The organism is Pseudomonas siliginis, assembly GCF_024072275.1.
Classification (GTDB): Bacteria; Pseudomonadota; Gammaproteobacteria; order Pseudomonadales; family Pseudomonadaceae; genus Aquipseudomonas; species Aquipseudomonas siliginis.
The window spans coordinates 581698-596593 of sequence record NZ_CP099598.1 but is presented as its reverse complement, the minus strand read 5'-3'; the positions used below and the strand labels follow the sequence as shown (position 1 = coordinate 596593).

Below are 14896 nucleotides of genomic sequence, written 5' to 3'. Positions count from 1 at the left end.
CCTACAGGGAAATGCATTCCAAATGTAGGAGCTGCCGAAGGCTGCGATTTTTGTGCTTTGTCAGTTACAACTGCCCGTCACGATCCCGGAAACCCAGCAGATACAACACACCATCCAGCCCCAGCGTTGAAATCGCCTGCTTCGCCGACTGCTTGACCAACGGTTTGGCGCGGAACGCCACGCCCAGCCCGGCAATCGCCAGCATCGGCAAGTCGTTGGCGCCGTCGCCGACAGCAATGGTCTGCTCCAGACGCAGCCCTTCCTTGTGCGCCAGCTCCTTGAGCAGATCAGCCTTGCGCTGCGCATCGACAATCGGCTCGATCGCCACGCCGGTGCACTTGCCGTCGACCACTTCCAGCTCGTTGGCGAACACGTAGTCGATGCCCAGCCTGGCTTGCAGCTGCTTGGCGAAATAAGTGAAGCCGCCGGACAGGATGGCGGTTTTGTAGCCGAGGCGTTTGAGTTCGGCGAACAGGGTTTCGGCGCCTTCGGTCAGGCGCAGCGAGGCGCCGATCGAGTCGAGCACGCTGACGTCGAGGCCCTTGAGCAGCGCCAGACGCTCCTTGAAGCTGGCGCGGAAATCCAGTTCACCGGCCATGGCGCGCTCGGTGATTTCCGAAACCCGGTCACCCACGCCGGCCGCTTTGGCCAGCTCATCGATGACTTCCGCTTCGATCAGCGTCGAGTCCATGTCGAACACCGCCAGACGCCGGTTGCGGCGAAATAGCGAGTCTTCCTGGAAGGCGATGTCGACGTTCAATTCCTGGGCAACGCTGAGGAATTCGGCGCGCAGGGCCTGCGGATCGGCGGCTTCACCGCGCACGGAAAACTCGATGCAACCCTTGCCCTTGTCGGCCGGCGTGTCCAGCGGCATGCGCCCCGACAGACGGTCGATATGGTCGATGTTCAAGCCATATTTGGCGGTGATCGCGCTGACCGCCTGCAATTGGCCGGCGGTGACTTTGCGCGTCAGCAGGGTAACGATATGGCGTTTCTTGCCCTGATTGCCCACCCACTGCTGGTAATCCTCTTCGGACACCGGGGTGAAACGCACTTGCTGATCCAGTTCGTAGCCCTTGAACAGGATGTCCTTGAGCACTGACTTGCCCTGTTCGGAATCGGGAATTTCAACCAGGATGCCGAACGACAGGGTGTCGTGGATCACCGCCTGACCGATGTCGAGAATGTTCACACCACCTTGTGCCAGAACACCGGTGATGGCCGCTGTCAGACCGGGACGGTCGACTCCCGTGATGTTAATCAGGACGATTTCGCGCAACGCGCACCCCCGCAACTGGAAAAAAACCGCATTCTACCCACTTTCAGTGACCATCGGGCACCGCGAGCGCTTTGCCGGTCTGGGGCCTGTCGCTATACTGCGCGTCAACTTCACGGACAAAGAGCCGAGCTCAAGTGAACCGGCCCACGCCAGTCAAAACCGATAACTTCTTCCTGCTGATCTTCCGTGCACTGCGCCACCGCCGTGTACCGATTGCATTGCGCATTGCCAGCCACAACGTGATCCTGGTCGCTCTGGCCCTGGTGATCTATGCCGGGGTGATGGGGCTGCAATTCAAGCAGGCCATGCACGAGCAGGCCGATGCGCTGGGCGAAAGCCTGACCACGCAGACCGCCACCTCCGCCACCGAGCTGCTGGTGTCCAACGACATCCTCAGCCTCAACGTGCTGCTCAACAACCTGACCAAGAACAAACTGGTCGCCCACGCGGCAATCTACAGTGTGGACAACCGCATCCTCGCCGAGTCCGGTCAGCGTCCCAAGCACAGCCTGTTGGGCGAAGCCGAGGGCATGTACGAGAGCAAGATCACTTTCCAGGACGTGACTGCCGGGCAACTGCGCATCAGCCTGGACATGGATCAGTTCCAGCAGCCGATGACCATCAGCCTGCAAAGCATGGGCATTCTGAGCGCGATTCTGCTGGCGCTGTCATTGGCTCTGAGTCTGCGCATGGGCCGCTATCTGTCGACGCCGTTGCTGCAATTGCGCGTGTGGCTGCGCCGCATCGACGCGCACACCCCGGGCATCGATCGCCAGGATGAAATCGGCGATCTGGCGCGCCAGCTGCATGCCAGCTACGCCCCGGAACCGGAGCCTGAGCCCGAACCCGAGCCGGAATTCGCCGAGGAAGAAGACGAGCCTGAATTCGAGGTGCGTAACCTGCGCGATCCGAGCTTCGACGAAAGCCGCCCGCTGGCCGCGAAGAAACCGGCGCCGCGTCACCTGGTCAGCACGGTCGAAGACGATGATGACGATGACGCCTTCGCCGACCTGCGCGACGAATCGCTGAACGGCGCCGCCCAACCGCTCACGCGCAAACCGAGCCCTGACGTGCCACAGCACACCGCCGTACTGGCCGTGCAATTGGGATCGCAGGAACAACTGCGTCGCTTGCCTCGCGCACGCCTGGAAGAACTGCAGGATCGCTATCGCGACTGCCTCGAGCAGGCCGCGTCGCTGTATCAGGGCGAAATCGAAACTCTCAACGATGGCAGCACGCTGCTGCTGTTCCATACCGAAGATTGCGGCGACGACTACCTGACCAATGCCATCTGCTGCGGCGAATTGCTGCGTGCTCTGGGTCATCAGTTGCAGATCGAGGTCGCAGACAGCGGCATCACCCTGCAATTGCAGCTGGGCCTGACCTTGGGCGATGAGTTGTTCGGTCTGAGCCAGATTGATCTGCTGCTGACCGATTCGGCCCAGGATGCACTGGCCTTGTCGCAACACAGCCGCAATCTGCTGCTGGTCGAGCGCAAGATCAGCGATGACACGCTGATCCGCCAGCGTGCGCGGATCCGGCCGATCGCCAGCCCTGAGGGCGCTTGCTGTGTGGAGCGGTTGATGGAGCCGTATCCGTCGATGCTGGAGCGGCAACTGGCGCGGATGCATGAGCGCCGGGCGTAAGGCTTAGGCCCGATACGCAAAAGCCCGCAGACGAGTGATTGTCTGCGGGCTTTTTGTTGCCTGCGCTGGCCCCTTCGCGAGCAGGCTCGCTCCCACCAGGTCTGCTCGCCGCCGATCAAATGTGGGAGCGAGCCTGCTCGCGAAGTGGCCAGCGTTGAAGACGAATAATCTCTGCCCCCCAGATACAACAAAGCCCGCACAAGGCGGGCTCTGTTCTGACTCGTTCCAGCCTCAGAAGCGAAACACTTCCATATCGGTACGAATCGGCGAGGCCATTGGAATCTTCGGCTGTTTCTCGGCATCCGCCGCTGGCGCTGCGGGTTTCGGCGCGGCTTTACGCGGTGCCTCGGCCACGGGCGGCTGGTTGGCCAGTGGCTTGAGCGCCACCGACAACTGCTCGGCCAGACGCTGCAACAGAACCCCTTGTGCCTGCACCTGGGACGCGGTGCTGCCGGCGTGCGTTTCCTGCAGGTGAATGATGCGGTTATCGCGCACCTTGCCGCGACGATCGATCAAACGCCATTGCGCATCGAGAATCGCCGGTTGTTTCGCCCCGGAATCCAGACGGGTGATGGTCAGCAGAACCTGCACATCCGGCGTGAATCCGGCAGTAGCAGGCGCCAGCACCACACGCTGACTGTCCAGGTGACCGGCGACCTGACGCATCAGCAGTTGATCGATATCCGACGAAAGGCTGCCAGCCCAACGACCGTCGGTCGCCGCTTGCAGGCTGCCGTCGGGTTGACGTTGCAGCAGGGTTTCGCGTTGCAGGTAATCGGCAACAACTACCGGCCCCAGCAAAACCGCCATGCCTGCGCTTTGCGCAGGCTGAACCGGACTTCCGCTGTCCAGTTGGTACAGCGACACCGGCTGGTGAACGCTGCAACCCGCCAGGCCAAGAACGCCGGCGAGCAACAAAATAAGGGGGCGTAGAGCAGTCATCATCCCGTCCAGGTGGCCGCCACAAGGCTGACCACAGTGAAAATACTCAATAAATATGAAGAACGCTCGGCCACGCCGGCGCTTGAAAGGCCATATCATCCGTGAATATGCGTTCCGACTCCAGCGCCAAAGCGTCGATCTACGCGTTTAATCGCAGATCGAACGCTCTAGGAAGGCGTTCTCGCCTAATTGAGGTTTTCGACGAGCAGCGCATCCACTCTCTGGAAGCCCCGCGGAAGTTTGTTTCCGCGCCGTCCACGCTCACCTTTGTAGTGCTCGAGGTCGTCGGCTTTCAGCGACAGGGTCCGTTTGCCAGCCTGCAATACCAGGGTGGCGCCTTCCGGCAGGACGGCGATGTCCGTGACATATTCTTCGCGACTGGCCACGCGTTCACCGGATATACCGATGATCTTGTTGCCTTTGCCCTTACCTAATTGTGGCAGATCGCTGATTTTGAAGATCAGCAGGCGACCTTCGGTCGTGACCGAGGCCAGCCAGTTCTGCTCACGATCGGCCACAGGGCGCGGCGCGATGACCTTGGCGTTGTTCGGCAGGCTCAACAGGGCCTTGCCGGCCTTGTTCTTCGCTTGCAGGTCTTCGCCTTTGACCACGAAGCCGTAACCGGCATCGGACGCAATCACGTACAGCGCATCGTCTTCGGGCATCAGCACGCATTCGAACGAAGCGCCCGGTGGCGGCGTCAGACGGCCGGTCAAGGGTTCGCCCTGGCCACGGGCCGACGGCAAGGTATGCGCGGCAACCGAGTAGCTGCGACCGGTGGAATCGATGAACACGGCAAACTGGTTGGAGCGCCCCGCCGCCGAGGTCTTGAAGCCATCGCCGGCCTTGTACGACAAACCGGTAGCGTCGATGTCGTGGCCCTTGGCCGAACGCACCCAGCCTTTTTCAGACAGCACGACGGTGACTTTCTCGTTCGGCAGCAGATCGTGCTCGCTCAACGCCTTGGCTTCGGCGCGCTCGACGATTGGCGAACGGCGGTCGTCGCCGTAGGTTTCGGCGTCTTTGAGCAGCTCGGTGCGCACCAGTTTCTTCAGCTTCGCTTCGCTGCCCAGCAGGGCTTGCAGCTTGGCTTGTTCCTTGAGCAGTTCGTCCTGCTCGTCGCGCAGCTTCATCTCTTCCAGTCGCGCCAACTGACGCAAGCGGGTGTCGAGGATGTAGTCGGCCTGAATCTCGCTGAGGGCGAAACGCTCAATGAGCTTGGCTTTCGGATGCTCCTCGGTACGGATGATGTGAATTACTTCATCCAGGTTGAGGTAGGCGATCAGCAAACCGTCCAACAGGTGCAGGCGCCGTTCGACCTTGTCGAGGCGAAATTGCAGGCGGCGACGCACGGTCAGCACGCGGAATTCCAGCCATTCGACCAGCAGCGCACGGAGGTTTTTCAGCTGTGGCTTGCCGTCCAGGCCGATGATGTTGACGTTGACCCGGTAGGTCGACTCCAGTTCGGTGCTGGCGAACAGGTGCTGCATCAGCGCTTCGTGATCGACGCGGCTGTTGACCGGGATGATCACGATGCGGCACGGGTTTTCGTGGTCGGATTCGTCACGCAGATCGGCGATCTGCGGCGCTTTCGACGGTTTGGCCTGCATCAACGCGGCGATCTGCTCCAGCACCTTGGCGCCGGAGACCTGATGCGGCAGCGCGGTGACGATGATGTCGCCATCCTCGACGTGGTACACGGCGCGCATACGCACCGAGCCCTTGCCGGTTTCGTACATCTTCAGCAGGTCGGCGCGCGGCGTGATGATTTCCGCTTCGGTCGGATAATCCGGACCCTGAATGTGTTCGCAGAGCTGTTCGACCGTGGCTTTCGGCTCATCCAGCAAGCGCACGCAGGCGGTGGCGACTTCGCGCAGGTTGTGCGGCGGCACATCGGTGGCCATGCCCACGGCGATACCAGTGGTGCCGTTGAGCAGAATGTTCGGCAGGCGCGCCGGCAACACCAGCGGCTCCTGCAGGGTGCCGTCGAAGTTCGGTCCCCAGTCAGCGGTGCCCTGGCCCAGTTCGCTGAGCAGCACTTCGGAATAGCGCGACAGCCGCGCTTCGGTGTAACGCATGGCCGCGAAGGACTTCGGATCGTCCGGCGCACCCCAGTTGCCCTGGCCGTCGACCAGCGTGTAGCGATAGCTGAACGGCTGCGCCATCAGCACCATCGCTTCGTAGCACGCCGAATCGCCGTGAGGGTGGAACTTGCCGAGCACGTCACCGACGGTACGCGCCGATTTCTTGTGCTTGGAATCAGCGTCCAGCCCCAGTTCGCTCATGGCGTAGACGATACGCCGCTGTACCGGCTTCAGGCCGTCGCCGATATGCGGCAAGGCGCGGTCCATGATCACGTACATGGAGTAGTTGAGGTAGGCATTTTCGGTGAAGTCAGCCAGCGAGCGGCGTTCTACACCGTCCAGGCTGAGATCAAGGGAGTCGCTCATGCGGGCCTCATCGGTTCGTTGTCTGGCGCAGCAGCATGGTGCCACCGCGCTGGGTAAATTCAAGTTTGTTCAGGGCGCTCATGCCGAGCAGCACCTGGTCGCCATGCAGTCCCGGCGCCACCAGTGCGCGGACATCCCGCAGCACGATGTCGCCCAGTTGCAGGCGGGCAATTTTCGTTCGATAGCCCTGGCTCAGGCCATTGGCCGTGCTCAGGGTCACGCCGAAACCTTCTTGCAGCTTCAAACGCTTGGCCAGATCCGCCGGAATCGCCACATCGGTCGCGCCGGTATCGAGCATGAACTCGACCGGCTCACCGTTGATCTGGCCGCTGGCAACAAAATGCCCTTGGGCATTGCTCACCAGTTTCACTTCGATAAAACCTTCGCCCTGCTCCGACGTAACCACGATGTTCGGATTCTGCTGGCGCTGCTCCCACTGACCGAAAAACCGCGTCGCGAGAAACAGCGCCGCGCACCAGGCGAGGATCATCAACACCCGACCGGCACGCTTGCCCGGCGGTTGCTGGCTCATGGCCTGGCACTCCAGCCACCGTCCGGCGCGGCGAAGCGCCAGACCACCGGGCGGACTTCGCCATCAGCACGTGGGCCAAAATTGTTGTCGACGCCGATCCACGCACCTTCGGCATCAATGATCAGCGCTTCTTCCAGTCCGTAGTTCTGCGAGTAACGGCGATTTTCCTGCAACAGTTCGCCAGCATACGACCAGCATTGCTCGACCTTGGCCGTCTGTGCATCGCGACGGCAGATCTCGAAAGCGTTGCGTTCCAGGGTAAAAAGCTTGCCGTTGAACAAGGAAATATCGGAAAAGTCGCGATGAACCGCTTTCGCCTTGGGAAACTGTGGCGGCTGCATCTCCTTGCCGCCCTCACTGAGCAGCACGCAGCGACCGTCACAATCCCACACCGTCTGCTGGCGCTTGATCAGCAGCAGGCCGCGCTTTTGCCGTTCGGCGGCCAGCCAAATCTGATCACCGGCCGGGTTGATCGCCAGGCCTTCGAAGATCGAATTGAACTTCAGCAGCAGGCCGCTCGCCCGCGCTTCGCGAACCAGCAGCGGCGAGATTTTCAGCCAGTTCGCCGGGCCACTGACCGGCACCTGCAACACCGCCGCATGGGCTTCGCTGACGATGTAGCGATTGCCCACGCTGTCGCAACTGATGCCTTCGAAATCCAGTTCGCCCCCGCGAATGAACGACGCCGCCCAGGTACGCGAGCTCAAGCCCCACGGCAAGCCGCTCTCCGGCACAGGCGGCACGTCGATGTGCACGGTTTGCGCCTGCCAGACCGGATCGCGGGTATCGAGCCGATAGATCTGCTCGTCATCGCGATCGGAAACGGTCCACAGCTCTTTGCCGCACATGGCCAGACCCGACAGGTTACCGCCGCGCATGCCTTCGACCGGGTGTTCGGAAAGCAGCCGCAATTGTTGCAGCGGCTCGGCCGACACGCTCAGCGCACTCAGCAGCAACGCACCCGCCAAGGCCCAGCCAAACTGCATCAGGCCAGCACCTCGGCGAGGTTGCCTTTGGATTCGAGCCAGGTCTTGCGGTCACCGGCGCGTTTCTTCGCCAGCAGCATATCCATCATTTCCGAGGTTTCGGCGAAGTCTTCGCCCAGCGTCAACTGCACCAGACGCCGGGTGTTCGGGTCCATGGTGGTTTCACGCAGTTGCGGCGGGTTCATTTCGCCCAGGCCTTTGAATCGGGTGACCTGCGGCTTGCCGCGTTTCTTCTCGGCCACCAGGCGATCGAGAATGCCGTCGCGCTCGGCTTCGTCGAGGGCGTAGTAGATCTCTTTGCCGAGGTCGATGCGGTACAGCGGCGGCATCGCCACGTAGACGTGACCGGCATCCACCAACGGGCGGAAATGCTGGACGAACAGCGCACACAGCAAAGTCGCAATGTGCAGACCGTCGGAGTCGGCGTCGGCGAGGATGCAGATCTTGCCGTAGCGCAGCTGGCTCATGTCCGCGGCGCCCGGATCGACGCCGATCGCCACGGCGATGTTATGCACTTCCTGGCTGGCGAGCACTTCGCTGCCGTCGACTTCCCACGTGTTGAGGATCTTGCCGCGCAACGGCAGGATCGCCTGGAACTCCTTGTCCCGCGCCTGTTTGGCCGAACCGCCGGCGGAGTCACCCTCGACCAGGAACAGCTCGGAACGCATCGGGTCCTGCCCGGCGCAGTCAGCCAGTTTGCCTGGCAGCGCCGGACCTTGGGTGACGCGTTTGCGCTCGACTTTCTTGCTCGCCTTGAGACGGCGGCCGGCGTTGTTGATCGCCAATTCGGCCAGGGCCAGACCGGTTTCCGGATTGGCGTTGAGCCACAGGCTGAACGCATCCTTGACCACACCGGAAACGAACGCCGCCGCTTCTCGGGAAGACAGACGCTCTTTGGTCTGGCCAGAGAATTGCGGTTCCTGCATCTTCATCGACAAGACAAAAGCGATGCGCTCCCAGACGTCTTCCGGCGCGAGTTTCACGCCGCGTGGCAGCAGGCTGCGGAACTCGCAGAACTCGCGCATCGCGTCGAGCAGACCCTGACGCAGGCCGTTGACGTGCGTACCGCCCTGGGCGGTCGGGATCAGGTTGACGTAGCTTTCCTGCACCGCGTCGCCACCTTCCGGCAGCCACAACAGTGCCCAGTCGACCGCTTCCTTATTACCGGCGAAAGCGCCGCAGAACGGCTCGTTGGGCAGACGTTCGAATTCGCTGACCGCATCGACCAGGTAGGAGCGCAGGCCATCTTCGTAATGCCACTCGACTTTCTCGCCGGTGCCTTTGTCTTCGAAGCTGACCAGCAAGCCCGGGCACAACACAGCCTTGGCCTTGAGCACATGCTTGAGGCGGCTGATGGAGAATTTCGGTGAGTCGAAGTATTTCGGGTCCGGCGCGAAGTACACGCTGGTGCCGGTGTTGCGCTTGCCGACGGTGCCGACGATTTCCAGCTCGGAGGCCTTGAAGCCGTCCTTGAAGGTCATCTGGTATTCGTTGCCGTCACGTTTGACCCGTACGCGCACTTCGGTCGACAGCGCGTTGACCACGGAAATACCCACACCGTGCAAGCCGCCGGAGAACTGGTAGTTCTTGTTGGAGAACTTGCCGCCCGCATGCAGCTTGGTGAGGATCAGCTCGACGCCGGACACACCCTCTTCCGGGTGAATGTCGACCGGCATGCCACGGCCGTCGTCGCTGACTTCCAGCGAATGGTCGGCGTGCAGGATGACCTGCACCGATTTGGCGTGACCGGCCAGGGCTTCGTCGACGCTGTTGTCGATGACTTCCTGGGCGAGGTGGTTCGGCCGACTGGTGTCGGTGTACATGCCGGGGCGTTTGCGCACCGGGTCGAGGCCCGAGAGGACTTCGATGGCGTCGGCGTTATAAGAACTAGCGCTGGGAGTGGCCATAAGGTCTCGTCGTCAGTCATTCATGAAAGAGGGGCAAGACTTCACAGCGTGGTGAAATCGATTGCCTGATACATATCGGCAGCCATGCCGGCAAAACTCAGCAACGCCGGCAATTGCCCGGCAAAGCCCTGGAAACTGTGGTCGCCGCCCGCCTGGATGCGCAGGGCACAGGCGCGGTAATACTGTTGGGCGAGGCGATAATCCAGTGTTTCGTCGCCGGTTTGCAACCAGACCTGATAACGCTGCGGATCCTGCGGTGGTGGCACTTCCAGTTCGGCCAGCGCCGTGACGTGGTCGTGGGTCAGTTCCCAGGTTTCATCGGTGTAGAGGTTCTGCTGCGTGCCCAGATAACCATCGAACATCCGGTGCGGGCTGACCGCCGGGTTGACTAGCAGGGCTTTCAGGCCATGGCGCTCGGCCAGGTGAGTCGCATAGTAGCCGCCGAGCGAACTTCCCACCAGCAACGGCCGGCCCAGCTCGGCGATTGCCTGCTCGAGCTGACCGATGGCTTCACGCGGATGGTGATGCAGCGCCGGCACGCGCAATTGCCCGCTCAAACCCAGCTGCTCCATGACCGCGACCAGCTGACAGGCCTTCTTCGAGGCCGGCGCGCTGTTGAAACCGTGGATATAGAGGATCGAACCGGACATTTGAGCTCCCTGGCTGTCGGCGAAAGATAGCGGAGTTTACAGGGAGAAGGACCGGGATTGGGGGTGGGTTCAATAAATTGGTGTGACAGCACAAGCTGCCCTCACCCTAACCCTCTCCCGGAGGGAGAGGGAACCGACTGGGGGATATTCGAGAGCTACACCGACCTGAGCGTTTTGCTGCGAATCCATAATCGATATCGCTGTTTCAGGTCGATGCACAGCCAAAGACACCGCGGTCGGCCCCCTCTCCCTCTGGGAGAGGGCTGGGGTGAGGGTCTTTGATTGTCAGTTCAGTAACCGTTGGAGCCGTAATCGACTGTGAACTCGAAGTCGCTGACTCTTTCGACGCCCGTTTCCAATTTCCCGTCCGGCAACAATCGCAACCAGCGATACCCCGGCGCCTGCTCGCCCACTTTGAAATCCGCACTCCCCGGCTCGAACTGGATACACGTCGAGGGCGAGGCCATCAAGCGCACGCCATTGCGGTCGCGATCGATTTCCTGATGCACATGCCCCCACAGCACCGCGCGAACCTGCGGGAAGCGATCCAGCACTTCAAAGAACGCTTCCGGGTTGCGCAAGCCGATCGGCTCCATCCACGCGCAGCCGATCGACACCGGGTGATGATGCAGGCACACCAGATGATGGCGCTCAGGCGCCTCGCTCAGCGCGCGGGCGAGCAGTTGCAATTGATCATCCTGCAGATAGCCCGGCACCGAACCCGGCACCGCCGAGTCCAGCATCGTCACCCGCCAATTGCCAATATCGACCACCGGCTCCAGGAGCGTGCTTTGCACCGCCGCCTCGGCCATGACCATCGGCTCGTCGTGATTGCCGGGAATCCAGCGCGCGGGTGCACTGATCTGCGCGCTCAGTTGGCGGAATGCCTGATACGACTGCAGCGTGCCGTCCTGGGAAATATCGCCGGTGGCCAGCACCAGGTCGATCTGCGCCTGTTGCGCCAACACCAGGTCGATGACCCTTTGCAGGCTCTCGCGGGTCTTCATGCCCAGCAGCGTGCCGTCCGCCTCGGCGAACAAGTGGCTGTCGGACAACTGCACCAGCAGCGCCGGGTCGGCGCTGGTCAATGTCGATACGCTGGGCAAGGCGCTCTCCCGGGGCTAAGCACGCAATGGATGGGTGCGGCAATTATGCTGGGGGATGACAAAAAGGGGAAACCGCCGAAGCGGACGCAGTTCACAACTAGCGAACGACTTCGTACTCGTGCCCCAACGCCAGGCAATGACTCAGCCATTCGCCCAGAAACACATTGAGCTGGGCCTTTTCATCGGGCTGGTGCATGGCGGCGTTCGGATAAGGATAGATGCCGCGAAAGCGTCGTGCATGCTCGGCGCTGACCACTTCGGCCATGCGCGCGTCGTGGTAGACCTGCACTTCCAGTTGCGGCACCGGCAACCACGGCAGACTGTGCTCCTGGCGCACCTGCAAGGTCGTGGTGTACGGGCAGGTCTGCAACACCTCGAGAGCGAGCACGCCAAGCATCTGCTCGCCCTGGGTCACAGCGATACGCCGCGCCTCGGGTTCGTTGCGCATGTCCGGCAGCAGTCGCATCAGGCGCGCGTAGTTGGCCTCGCAGGCGGCTTGCAGCCCTACGAGGTCAACCCGATAACGATCGCGCAGCTTGTTTACGACCATAGCCCCCTCACTTCGGCGCGGTTGAGCGCCAGCCACTGCAAGGCGATGATGCTCGCCGCGTTGGCAATACGTCCGTCACGCACGGCCTGCAAGGCATCTTCAAATGCCCAGACCGTTACGCGAATGTCTTCGGCCTCTTCTTCCAGCCCGTGCAGACCGCCGACACCGTCGGTGCTGCAACGTCCCAGATACAAATGCACGAACTCGTTGCTGCCACCCGGCGAGGGGAAATACTTGGTCATCGGCCACAGCGCCTTGATGTCCAGCCCAGCTTCCTCCTGCGCCTCGCGGTGAGCAACTTCTTCCGGTTGCTCATCCTTGTCGATCAGACCGGCGACCAGTTCGACCAGCCATGGGTTGTCGGCCTTGCCCATGGCGCCGACACGAAACTGCTCGATCAACACCACTTCATCGCGCTGCGGATCGTAAGGCAGGACGCACACGGCATCGTGGCGCACGAAGATTTCACGATTGATCTCGCGGCTCATGCCACCGGCGAACAGCTCATGGCGCAGGTGCACACGGTCAAGCTTGTAAAAGCCCTCGTAGCATTTTTCGCGCCGCACGATATCCACGGCGGTCGGAATGGCGTTGGCAAAGTCAGTCATAATCTTCCTCTTTACTGCACATCCATTACGAGGTTGCTGTGTACAACCGGCAACCTCGACTTCGCGCCATCCTAACGCGCCCGCACCGTTTGATGCAGCCCCTTTACCGTCAGCGGGATGGACGGTGAAGCTGAAACACACTCTAATCAGCTTAGTGGCGAACTGACTGCTCCGTTGAGAGTCGAAGCGGTATCTTTTTGCCTTCCCCTGCTTTCGAAAGGACGCCCATGTCGCTTTTCAAAATTGCCTCCGTGGCCGCTATTGCCCTGACTCTGGGCGCCTGTGCCAGCCTGTTCCAGCCCAACTATCGCACGCCGCTGGAAACCACCCGCGACGCCTCGGAACAACTCAAACCCGGCTGTTCCAATCCCGATTGCCCGCTGGTGAACATCGACACCCTGCGCTTCCCGGACGAGCCGGCACTGGACGGCATCATCGAAAAACGTCTGCTGCAAATGACCCGCACCGAGAAGAACGCACCGGTAGCGCCAACCCTGGCCGCCTACCGCGAGCAGTTCCTCGCCAGCGCCGGCCCGCGCAACAGCAGCTATCTGCAAGCGAAAGTACGCGAGCAGCATGACGGACTGGTGATCATCGAGCTGTCGAGCTACCTCGACACCGGCGGCGCCCACGGCACGCCGGGTCGCGGTTTCATCAACTATTCGCGCCAGCAGCACAAGGTGCTGAACCTGTCCGACATGTTGCTGCCGGGGCAGGAAGAGGCGTTCTGGAAAGCCGCGCAAGTGGCGCACAACAGTTGGCTGATCAGTACCAAGCTCGATCAGGAGGCGGAATTCGTCGCGAACTGGCCGTTCGTGAAAACCCCGCACGTGGCGCTGACCTATGGTGGCGTGATCCTCAAGTACGACGTGACTACCATCGCGCCTTATGCGCTGGGCCACGTCGAACTGAAGATTCCTTACCCGCGCCTGAACGGCATTCTCAAGCCTGAGCTGTTTCCCGGCCGTAACTGAAGGCCCGGCCCAGCACTAACTGCAACAGCCCTGCCAGCACCAGCGCCGGCAGGGTTGCGCCGACATCCGGATACAGATTCGCCAGCAAGTGGTAGGTGCTCACACCACCCAGCCACGCCAGCAACGCCGGCCAGCGCAATGCGGCTGACGCGACCTGAGCACTGCGTTTGCGCAGAATGAAGTGATCCACCAGCACCACGCCGAACAGCGGCGCGAACACCGAGCCGATCAACAGCAGGAAATTCTGGTACTGCGCCAATGGCGCCAGCAGTGCGATCAGCGTGCAGATCACGCCGATGGCCAAGGCCAGATGCTCGACTTTCAGACGCAACAGAATCCCGCTCGATACCGCCGCCGAGTGAATGTCGGCAAAAGCGTTTTCCGACTCGTCGAGCAGAATCAGCAACAGCGGAATGCCCAGGCCGGCGCCAGCCAAGGCCAGCAGCAACGCATTGACTTCACCGCTCGGCGCGAACGCCAGGGTGTAGGCCACGCCAAGGCTCATCAGCCAGAAATTACCGATGAAAAAACCGACAGCCGTGCCACCGAAAACATTCTTCGCACGCTTGCCGAAACGCGAGTAGTCGGCAATCAGCGGCAGCCATGACAGCGGCATGGCGATGGCAATGTCGAAGCCCACGGCAAACGGCATCGAGCCGTCACCGGCGCGCACCCACAGCGCCGCGAGGTCGGTTTTGGCGAACAGGTTCCAGGTCAGCCACAGGCACGCGGCGAGCAACAGCCAGATGCCCCACTTGCGCAGAATCTGCCGCACGAACGTCAACGGCCCGCTCACCGCGAGCAAGGTCGCCAGCGCGCCGAAGAACAGCGTCCACAGAATCGGACTGGCCCACAGCGAACCTTCGCTGAAGGCGCGGGTGCCGAGCAGACTGGCGGCATCGCGCATGACGATGATTTCGAACGAGCCCCAGCCGATCAGTTGCAGCAGATTGAGCAGCGCCGGCAGGCTCGCGCCTTTGCTGCCGAGGCTGAGCTTCAGCGCCGCCATCGATGACAGGCCGGTGTCGCTGCCGATCAAGCCGACAGCAGCCAGCAACAGCACGCCGACCAGCGTGCCGAGGAAGATGGCCAGCAAAGAACCGGACAGACCCAGACCCGGCGCGAGCAATGCGCCGGTCTGCAAAACCATCAGGCCGATGCCGAGGGAGAACCACAGGGAAAACAGATCGCGCCCGCCGAACACACGCTTTTCAGCGGGGACGGCGAGGTCGGGGGAATAAGTGCCGGGTTGAATGCTCAAGGGTG

At 61.8% G+C, this 14896-nt stretch carries 13 protein-coding genes; 2 read left to right on the top strand and 11 right to left on the bottom strand.

The window, feature by feature from the left end:
- Nucleotides 1-64: 64 nt before the first annotated feature.
- Nucleotides 65-1279 (bottom strand): phosphoserine phosphatase SerB, encoded by a 1215-nt coding sequence (serB, locus tag NF676_RS03190; protein ID WP_041477650.1) that lies wholly within the window; start codon nt 1277-1279, stop codon nt 65-67.
- A 134-nt stretch (nt 1280-1413) separates the two neighbouring features.
- Between serB and NF676_RS03185 the strand changes: the two genes are divergently transcribed.
- Entirely contained in the window at nt 1414-2925 is a 1512-nt protein-coding gene (locus tag NF676_RS03185) for an AhpA/YtjB family protein (RefSeq protein WP_041477649.1), read from the top strand.
- A 231-nt stretch (nt 2926-3156) separates the two neighbouring features.
- Here the strand turns inward: NF676_RS03185 and NF676_RS03180 are convergent, their stop codons facing one another.
- The 9 genes from NF676_RS03180 to NF676_RS03140 all read right to left on the bottom strand — a co-directional run bounded on the left by NF676_RS03180 (nt 3157) and on the right by NF676_RS03140 (nt 12656).
- The gene (locus NF676_RS03180) at nt 3157-3867 is read right to left on the bottom strand and encodes a PqiC family protein (protein ID WP_024011350.1); all 711 of its coding nucleotides are present in this window, start codon (nt 3865-3867) and stop codon (nt 3157-3159) included.
- Between the two features lie 185 nt (nt 3868-4052).
- The gene (parC, locus tag NF676_RS03175) at nt 4053-6317 is read right to left on the bottom strand and encodes a DNA topoisomerase IV subunit A (RefSeq protein ID WP_024011349.1); all 2265 of its coding nucleotides are present in this window, start codon (nt 6315-6317) and stop codon (nt 4053-4055) included.
- 7 nt (nt 6318-6324) lie between these two features.
- A complete protein-coding gene (locus NF676_RS03170) occupies nt 6325-6849 on the bottom strand; it encodes a retropepsin-like aspartic protease family protein (RefSeq protein WP_151552195.1) in 525 nt (174 codons plus the stop codon).
- Complete coding sequence (locus NF676_RS03165; protein ID WP_252887219.1) at nt 6846-7835, bottom strand: esterase-like activity of phytase family protein; 990 nt, start codon at nt 7833-7835, stop codon at nt 6846-6848. The genes NF676_RS03170 and NF676_RS03165 overlap by 4 nt, the downstream gene beginning before the upstream one ends.
- Nucleotides 7835-9742 carry a DNA topoisomerase IV subunit B gene (gene parE / locus NF676_RS03160; protein WP_095180975.1) on the bottom strand — a complete coding sequence of 636 codons (1908 nt, stop codon included), beginning with the start codon at nt 9740-9742 and terminating at the stop codon, nt 7835-7837. Before parE ends, NF676_RS03165 begins: the two co-directional genes overlap by 1 nt.
- A gap of 41 nt (nt 9743-9783) precedes the next feature.
- Complete coding sequence (locus tag NF676_RS03155; RefSeq protein ID WP_095180976.1) at nt 9784-10392, bottom strand: YqiA/YcfP family alpha/beta fold hydrolase; 609 nt, start codon at nt 10390-10392, stop codon at nt 9784-9786.
- A 290-nt stretch (nt 10393-10682) separates the two neighbouring features.
- Nucleotides 10683-11498 (bottom strand): 3',5'-cyclic-AMP phosphodiesterase, encoded by an 816-nt coding sequence (cpdA, locus tag NF676_RS03150; protein ID WP_252868692.1) that lies wholly within the window; start codon nt 11496-11498, stop codon nt 10683-10685.
- Between the two features lie 97 nt (nt 11499-11595).
- Complete coding sequence (locus NF676_RS03145; RefSeq protein ID WP_016771972.1) at nt 11596-12048, bottom strand: DUF1249 domain-containing protein; 453 nt, start codon at nt 12046-12048, stop codon at nt 11596-11598.
- Nucleotides 12039-12656 carry an NUDIX domain-containing protein gene (locus tag NF676_RS03140; protein WP_024011344.1) on the bottom strand — a complete coding sequence of 206 codons (618 nt, stop codon included), beginning with the start codon at nt 12654-12656 and terminating at the stop codon, nt 12039-12041. The genes NF676_RS03145 and NF676_RS03140 overlap by 10 nt, the downstream gene beginning before the upstream one ends.
- A 227-nt stretch (nt 12657-12883) precedes the next feature.
- Here NF676_RS03140 and NF676_RS03135 point away from each other — a divergent pair, with 227 nt between their 5' ends.
- Entirely contained in the window at nt 12884-13630 is a 747-nt protein-coding gene (locus NF676_RS03135; RefSeq protein WP_016771974.1) for an RsiV family protein, read from the top strand.
- Here the strand turns inward: NF676_RS03135 and cytX are convergent.
- Nucleotides 13599-14891: a putative hydroxymethylpyrimidine transporter CytX gene (gene cytX, locus NF676_RS03130; protein WP_252887218.1), complete on the bottom strand. Its 1293-nt coding sequence runs from the start codon at nt 14889-14891 to the stop codon at nt 13599-13601. The two genes, NF676_RS03135 and cytX, sit on opposite strands and share 32 nt — an antisense overlap.
- Between the last annotated feature and the right edge of the window lie 5 nt (nt 14892-14896).

Bases quoted from the DNA above. Each gene is read 5' to 3' on its own strand.
- parE (WP_095180975.1), bottom strand. From the start codon at position 9,742: ATGGCCACTCCCAGCGCTAGTTCTTATAACGCCGACGCCATCGAAGTC.
- NF676_RS03170 (WP_151552195.1), bottom strand. From the start codon at position 6,849: ATGAGCCAGCAACCGCCGGGCAAGCGTGCCGGTCGGGTGTTGATGATC.
- NF676_RS03140 (WP_024011344.1), bottom strand. From the start codon at position 12,656: ATGACTGACTTTGCCAACGCCATTCCGACCGCCGTGGATATCGTGCGG.
- parC (WP_024011349.1), bottom strand. From the start codon at position 6,317: ATGAGCGACTCCCTTGATCTCAGCCTGGACGGTGTAGAACGCCGCTCG.
- NF676_RS03165 (WP_252887219.1), bottom strand. From the start codon at position 7,835: ATGCAGTTTGGCTGGGCCTTGGCGGGTGCGTTGCTGCTGAGTGCGCTG.
- NF676_RS03145 (WP_016771972.1), bottom strand. From the start codon at position 12,048: ATGGTCGTAAACAAGCTGCGCGATCGTTATCGGGTTGACCTCGTAGGG.
- NF676_RS03155 (WP_095180976.1), bottom strand. From the start codon at position 10,392: ATGTCCGGTTCGATCCTCTATATCCACGGTTTCAACAGCGCGCCGGCC.
- NF676_RS03135 (WP_016771974.1), top strand. From the start codon at position 12,884: ATGTCGCTTTTCAAAATTGCCTCCGTGGCCGCTATTGCCCTGACTCTG.
- NF676_RS03180 (WP_024011350.1), bottom strand. From the start codon at position 3,867: ATGACTGCTCTACGCCCCCTTATTTTGTTGCTCGCCGGCGTTCTTGGC.